The sequence below is a fragment of the Streptomyces hygroscopicus subsp. hygroscopicus genome, assembly GCF_001553455.1.
Taxonomy (GTDB): Bacteria; Actinomycetota; Actinomycetes; order Streptomycetales; family Streptomycetaceae; genus Streptomyces; species Streptomyces hygroscopicus.
Window position 1 is genome coordinate 1 of sequence record NZ_BBOX01000315.1, and the last position, 4730, is coordinate 4730.

The following is a 4730-nucleotide window of genomic DNA, read 5'->3' on the forward strand; positions in this document are numbered from 1 at the left end:
GACCGGAGTGGTCCGGGGCCACGCGGGGCTGCGGGGGCGACCGCGGTCAGCAGTCGCGGAGCTCGGGCGACTGGTTCAGGATCTGGGACCGCGTGGAGACGAACTCGGCGTAGGCCGGACCGGTTTCGGCCCCGGGACGGAACGCGGCCACCCGGTGGCAGTTCATGAAGGCGAGGGTGATCCCGAAGTGGCGTTCCAGGCTGCCGCGGATGGCGTCGCTGGCGAGGGCGCGCAGCAGCTGCCCCCGCTCGGCCTCGGACGGGGGCGGCGTCTGGTTGTCGGTGAACTCGGCGTCAGCGGTGCCGAGTTCGTCCGCCAGACGGGCGATGAGGTCGTAGGCGTACGGCAGTGAGTCGCGAACGGTGGCGACGAAGTCCCGCTCGGAGACCTCGCCCCGCTCGGCCTGGGCCAGGAGTTCGGGGGCGACGTTCAGTGACATGCGAAAGGGTCCCAATCGGTCGGGTCGCGGAGGACGGCGGACGGGGTCAGTGCGACGCGGCGGCGGTGGCGAGCGCGGCCGGTCCGTGGCGGAATTCGGGGTCGACCTGGGCGCTGAGATCCTGGCCGGTGGCGCGGTCGGCCCAGGCGCGGGCGTTGCGCAGGTGGAAGGTGACGGCCTGCTGCTGGAAGGCGTCCCAGTCCTTGGGCCGGGCGTCCACGGCGGCCCGCAGCTGCTCCAGGGCCAGGCTGTGCTCGGGCTCCAGCTCCCCGGTGGGACGGCCCTGTTCCCGGGCGCGGACCCAGTCCGAGTGGCCGAGGCAGACCAGCAGGTCGTCGCCGATCTGCTCCTTGAGGAAGAGCCGGTCGTCCTCGCTGGTCACCTTGTTGCCGACCACGGCGAGGGGCACCCCGAACTCGGCGGCGTGCTCCTTGTACTGGTGGTAGACGGACACGCCCTTGAGGGTGGGCTCGGCGACCAGGAAGGTCATGTCGAACCGGGTGAACAGCCCGGAGGCGAAGGAGTCGGCGCCCGCGGTCATGTCGACCACGACGTACTCCCCCGGGCCGTCCACCAGATGGTTCAGATACAGCTCCACGGCCCCGAGCTTGGAGTGGTAGCAGGCCACGCCGAGGTCCTCCTCGGTGAACGCCCCGGTGGTCATCAGCCGCACTCCGCCGGCGTCCCGGACGTGCCGGGCGTGCACCGGATCGGGGCCGAGCAGCCGCAGCAGACGGGAGCCGCGCCCCGGAGGGGTGGTCTTGACCATGGCGTCCAGGGAGGTGATGCGCGGGTTGTCGCCGCGCAGGTACTCCTTGATCCCGGCGAGGCGGTCGGCGAGCGGGACGATGTCGCGCAGCGCGTTCCCGTCCAGCCCCAGGGCGACGCCCAGATGCTGGTTGATGTCGGCGTCGATCGCCACCACGGGGGCGTGCGAGCGGGCCAGGTGCTGGGCGAAGAGGGCGGAGAGGGTGGTCTTGCCACTGCCGCCCTTGCCGACGAACGCGGTACGCATGTCCGCGCGTCACCTCCAGATGAATATGAATGTCATATCGCTTCGGGAAGGCTTCCCCAGGTGTGGACTCCGTGTCAAGTCGCCGTGCGACGGCGGGAGATGGCCGCGCGCCACCGCCGGGACGCGGGCGCGTACCGGTCGCACCCGCGTGCGGCTGGGCCCCGGCACGTACGGCCGGGCCCGGGTTACGGCACGTACGGCCGGGCCCGGGTTACGGCACGTACGGCCGGGTCCGGGTTACGGCTCGATGTCCAGCACGTCGTGGACCGGCCGTCTGGGGGTCGGCGCACCCGCGGGGCCGTACCCCAGACGCAGCACCATCTGCACATAGGCCATGCCCGACGCCGGGTCGCGCAGCGGCCAGTGCAGATCGCGCCATTCGAGGGCCTGGGTGACGAACGAGGTGGCGAGCCCCGCCAGGGTGGCGCGCAGCAGCACCCTCTCCATCGCCTGGCCGGTGCGCAGCCATTCCTCGGGCCGGTCGCGCGAGGTGCTCAGCAGCGCCAGCTGGGGATGGGCTTCGAAATCCGCGGTCGGGCGGCCGGGCACCGCCCTCCCGCCGGCGAAGTCCCGCATGGGCGCCTTGCCGAGGTGGCGGAGGGGCCCGAAGGCGTACTCCGGGACCCCTTCGGTGGCCGGCCGCGCATCGCCCGCGCCGCGGGTGAAACGGGCCAGGTCCGCGGCGGCTCCGGCGTCGGTGAGGTTCCGCGCCTCGGCCTCCAGCGCGAGATCCAGGACGGACTGGAGGTGCCACCCGGAGGGGAAGGACAGCGACACCCGCTCCCTGCCCGCGGCGTCGACGAGAGCGGCCCGGACCGCCTCGGGGATCGCCGTCTCGGCGAAGGGGTGGCGGCTGGTGTGCCGGGCGCTCACCGCCGGGTACAGATCGGCCGGATCGGTCTCCTCGCCGAGCGGGCCGGTCAGCGTCACCGACGCCAGCAGCATCGGGTCGCCGGGGTCGGGCAGCAGCCGGGTCGCCGCCTCCCAGCCCTCGTGGGCCACCGCGACCCGCAGGTTCATCAGGGCGGCGCCACAGCCGATGTGCAGGGCCCTGAGTTCGGGGTCGCTGTGCGGCAGGGCGCCCCGGAGATCGGCCCGGAGCTGGAAGGCGCGGGTGTGCCGGACGTACCGGAACCGCCAGGGCTGGGCGTTGTGCATCGAGGGCGCGGCCGTGGCGTCCCGCACCAGGGCCGTGACCACCGCTTCGGAGAGCGGCCGGCCGCTGCGGTGGGTGGCCGCCGGTCCACGCTGCCCGGCCGCCTCCCGGTCCCCTTCCGGTCCGTGGGCGAGGGGGTGAATGTGTGCGTCCGGACCGGGGAACACAAGGGTGACCTGACCGGTGTCCGACCACCGCACGTCGTAGGGAGGTGTCCCGTCGTCATGGTGGAGCCCGACGATCTCACCATCGCGTTTCGTGGCATCCGTGGTGGGGCTTTCGACAATCAGCTGGTCGCCGACTTGAGCATGCATCGACATCCCGCCTCTCGGTCCGCTTCCCACTGTTCCACCGCCGGCGGGCGGTGTCCTGGGGACGGAAAGCCCTCGGACGAGGGGCCGGACGGCCCCGTTGTGGGCCGAGTGGCCGGGAGCCGGAGCCATCAGGCTCATCCGGTGGCGGGGCGGGGCTGGCAGGCTCGGTAGCGGACACCGGCCACCGCGCGTTTCGAGAGGAGCCGGGACATGCACCACAGAACGGTCGGAGAACTCATGACCCGCCCCGTGGTCCGGGCCCCGCGCGACATGCCGTTCAAGGAACTCGCGGGGCTCCTCACGGAGCACGACGTCACCGCCGTACCGGTCGTGGACGGTTCCGGACACCCGGTCGGCGTGGTGTCCGAGGCCGATCTGCTGCGCAAGTCCTCCGGCCAGGCCGACCCGTCCGGTCTGCTGCCGGTCCCGCACCTGGAGGCGTGGGAACGCGCGAAGGCGGAGGGGGCGAGCGCGCAGGAGCTGATGTCGGCGCCCGCGGTGTGCGCACGTCCGGAATGGACGGTCGTCGAGGCGGCCCGCGTGATGGCGGACCGGGGCGTCAAGCGGCTTCCCGTGGTGGACGAGACCGACCGGCTGCTCGGCATCGTCAGCCGTGGCGACCTGCTGCGGGTCTTCCTGCGCCACGACGACTCGATCCGCGACGAGATCGAAGGGGACCTGCTGCGCAGGACCCTGCGGCTGGCTCCCTCGGCCGTCACGGTCCAGGTGCGCGGCGGCGAGGTGACGCTGGAGGGATCGGTCGAGGTCAGGAGCCTGGTCCCGGTCCTCGTGCGGCTGTGCCGGGGGGTGGACGGGGTGGTCTCGGTCACCGAGCACCTCGCCTACGGCACCGATGACACCGGCGGCACCGCCGTGGCCGCCTGACACCCGTCAGCGCGTGACACCCGTCAGGAGGTACGGCCGTGGAACAAGTGGTCACCGTGGGTCTCGACGGCTCGGCCGAGAGCCTGGCCGCCGCTCACTGGGCCGCCGACGAGGCGGAGCGGCGCGAACTGGGGCTGCGTCTGACACACGCCTGGATCCTGCTGTCCCCGCCCACACCCGACAGCCCGGCGGCGGACGACCAGAACTACTGGGCGAAGCGGATCGTCCACGACGCCCGCACCGAGCTGGCCCCTCTCCACCCGGGACTGACCATCACCGAGGACCTGGTCGCCGACGAGGCCGAGACGGCCCTGCTCGACGCGGCGGCGCGGTCCCGGGTGCTGGTGCTCGGATCGCGGGGGCTGGACCGGGTGGCGAGCTTCTTCCTGGGCGACGTCGCGCTGCGCGCCGTCGCCCAGGCGGAACGGCCGGTGGTCCTGGTGCGCGCGGGGCAGGAGGCGGAGGAACACCGGCGGCCGGTGACCGTGGCCCTGAGCCTGCACGGCCCCCAGGACAACCTCCTGGAATTCGCCTACGTCACCGCCTTCACCCGGGACGTGCCGCTGCGCGCCGTCCACGGCAGGAAACCCGACCGGACGTACCCGGCCCGGGGCGCGGAATCCGGCGGATCCCAGGACCTCGCGGAGCGGGCGCGACGGGAGCTGGACGAGGTCCTGCGGCCGTGGCGGGAGAGGTTTCCCCGGGTGCGGGTCATCGACGAGGTACGGCTGGAGAGCCCGGCCCAGGCCGTCGTCCGGGCCGCGGCCGGCAGCGGTCTGCTGATGGTCGGACGGCGCAAGCGCCCGCCCGCCCTCGGCCCCCGCCTCGGCCCCGTGGTGCAGGCGGCCGTGCACCACGCGGCCTGCCCGGTCGCCGTCGTCCCCCACGAATAGCCTGCCCGGTCGCTGTCGTCCTCCCCAC

5 protein-coding genes are annotated in these 4730 nt (G+C 73.3%); 2 read left to right on the forward strand and 3 right to left on the reverse strand.

The window, feature by feature from the left end; translation table 11 throughout:
* Window positions 1-46: 46 nt before the first annotated feature.
* The 3 genes from AXW62_RS28740 to AXW62_RS28750 form a co-directional block, all read right to left on the reverse strand.
* The gene (locus AXW62_RS28740; protein WP_060947087.1) at window positions 47-439 is read right to left on the reverse strand and encodes an SCO5389 family protein; all 393 of its coding nucleotides are present in this window, start codon (window positions 437-439) and stop codon (window positions 47-49) included.
* Window positions 440-485: 46 nt separating this feature from the next.
* Window positions 486-1454 carry an ATP-binding protein gene (locus AXW62_RS28745; RefSeq protein WP_060947088.1) on the reverse strand — a complete coding sequence of 323 codons (969 nt, stop codon included), beginning with the start codon at window positions 1452-1454 and terminating at the stop codon, window positions 486-488.
* A gap of 237 nt (window positions 1455-1691) precedes the next feature.
* Window positions 1692-2924 carry an Acg family FMN-binding oxidoreductase gene (locus AXW62_RS28750; RefSeq protein WP_306305079.1) on the reverse strand — a complete coding sequence of 411 codons (1233 nt, stop codon included), beginning with the start codon at window positions 2922-2924 and terminating at the stop codon, window positions 1692-1694.
* Between the two features lie 210 nt (window positions 2925-3134).
* Between AXW62_RS28750 and AXW62_RS28755 the strand changes: the two genes are divergently transcribed.
* The gene (locus AXW62_RS28755) at window positions 3135-3809 is read left to right on the forward strand and encodes a CBS domain-containing protein (protein ID WP_060947089.1); all 675 of its coding nucleotides are present in this window, start codon (window positions 3135-3137) and stop codon (window positions 3807-3809) included.
* Window positions 3810-3847: 38 nt separating this feature from the next.
* Entirely contained in the window at window positions 3848-4702 is an 855-nt protein-coding gene (locus AXW62_RS28760) for a universal stress protein (RefSeq protein ID WP_060947090.1), read from the forward strand.
* Window positions 4703-4730: the final 28 nt, after the last annotated feature.

Excerpts from the sequence above, each read along its gene's own strand:
- AXW62_RS28750 (WP_306305079.1), bottom strand. The coding sequence starts at position 2,924 with ATGCATGCTCAAGTCGGCGACCAGCTGATTGTCGAAAGCCCCACCACG.
- AXW62_RS28740 (WP_060947087.1), bottom strand. The coding sequence starts at position 439 with ATGTCACTGAACGTCGCCCCCGAACTCCTGGCCCAGGCCGAGCGGGGC.
- AXW62_RS28745 (WP_060947088.1), bottom strand. The coding sequence starts at position 1,454 with ATGCGTACCGCGTTCGTCGGCAAGGGCGGCAGTGGCAAGACCACCCTC.
- AXW62_RS28755 (WP_060947089.1), top strand. The coding sequence starts at position 3,135 with ATGCACCACAGAACGGTCGGAGAACTCATGACCCGCCCCGTGGTCCGG.